General features: G+C 71.6%; 1 protein-coding gene. It reads left to right on the forward strand.

Going from position 1 to position 496, the window contains the following annotated elements; all coding sequences use genetic code 11:
- Window positions 1–287, forward strand: a 287-nt coding sequence (locus tag J0A65_RS25620; RefSeq protein ID WP_232850159.1) for a DprA-like winged helix domain-containing protein, incomplete at its 5' end; no start/stop codon positions are given.
- Window positions 288–496: the final 209 nt, after the last annotated feature.

Genomic DNA, 496 nt, shown 5'->3' on the forward strand with positions numbered 1-496 from the left:
GCTGCCACCAGCTGATTCGCGACGGCGCCACGCTGGAGGAGAGCACCGAGCATGTTCTGCAGGCCTTGCGGGGCTGGCACGCGTCACCCATCGCAGCCCCGCCGGCGCCGCCGGCTCGCGTCGAGCATCCGTTGCTGGCCCTGTTGCATGCCGCGCCGCACAGCACCGAGGCGCTGGTCCAGGCCAGTGGCTTGCCTCTGGCAGAGGTTCTCGCCGCCCTGACCGAGCTGGAGCTCGAGGGTCGGGTGTGCAGCGAGGCTGGGCGCTGGTTGGCGCGCCAGGCGTGAGCGGCGTCTGCTGTTCGCCGCCGTGCGATCCGCGCATCCCCTTCCACTCAGGCTGTCCGTAGGGTGGATGGCGCTTCATCCATCCACCAGGCCGCATCAGGCGCAGCCGCCACGGCGCTTGCAGAAGGCGCCGGCGGCCCGCTTTGTCGTGGCGCAGGCGCCGATGTGATCCCCGCATGGTCGCCGGGCTACAGTCGCCGCCCCGTCTT

Source organism: Bowmanella yangjiangensis (assembly GCF_017255015.1).
GTDB classification, from domain to species: domain Bacteria; phylum Pseudomonadota; class Gammaproteobacteria; order Enterobacterales; family Alteromonadaceae; genus Bowmanella; species Bowmanella yangjiangensis.